Source organism: Bartonella sp. AP58NXGY, from assembly GCF_042195785.1.
Lineage (GTDB): Bacteria > Pseudomonadota > Alphaproteobacteria > Rhizobiales > Rhizobiaceae > Bartonella.
On sequence record NZ_JBHIOY010000241.1, the window covers coordinates 1 to 721 of the forward strand.

2 protein-coding genes are annotated in these 721 nt (G+C 44.0%); both read left to right on the forward strand.

Translation table 11 applies throughout. The annotated features are described in order from the left end of the window. The coding region (locus tag ACFINC_RS10685) for a hypothetical protein (protein ID WP_375617199.1) at window positions 1-360 on the forward strand (360 nt) is incomplete at its 5' end. 131 nt (window positions 361-491) lie between these two features. Next, a partial coding sequence (locus tag ACFINC_RS10690) for a hypothetical protein (RefSeq protein WP_375617200.1) occupies window positions 492-721 on the forward strand: 230 nt, incomplete at its 3' end.

A 721-nucleotide genomic window follows, 5' to 3' on the forward strand; every position in this document is an offset into this window, starting at 1 on the left:
AAGGAGAGTGATGGCAAAGAATCAATACGGCAGAAATTGATCTTTTATCGCCCAAACTTCAAGCAAGCACGCCAATTAGCCGTGTTGATTGGACCGCAGTTGGCAAAGCTTGTTCTGCTTGGCTTAGAAGAGGATAAAACAACATTGAGCAATGATGTTCTCATTCTTAAAGTTTGTGAGGCTTTGCTTACCCATGAGGCGATGGAAGGAATAGCCGTGCTTTTAGCCGATATGTCTCATGAATCTGTTGAACTGATTAATCGTCTTGATATTGTTGATCTTATGGCCGTATTTAAGGTTTTTTTTTCTTTTTTTCCCAAACACCAATCCCCTATGCCGGACAATTTGGAGCAGAGCTAGCTCTTTATTACCACTGGTCTGCTCTAGAGATCAATCAGATGGATTGGCTGGAAGTGATTGCCTATCGAGAAGAACTCGCGCGCCTTAAACAACAAGAATATGAAAGCCAAATGTTAGGATAAGATGCAATCATGGATGTTTCTCTTGTTGTCCGTTTTGTCAATCATCTGCAAGAGGGGATCGCCTCTGCCAAGCGAGACTTAAGAGCCTTTAGCCTCGATATTGCGCATTTCCAAAACCAAACACGAAAGCATTTTAAAGGGTGGTTTGACCCTGAGTACTTGAAGGAATCCACAGCCAATGCAGAAAATGCTTTTCACCATGCGCGTGGGCGCATGGTGGGGGCGCTTGCTCAAACGGC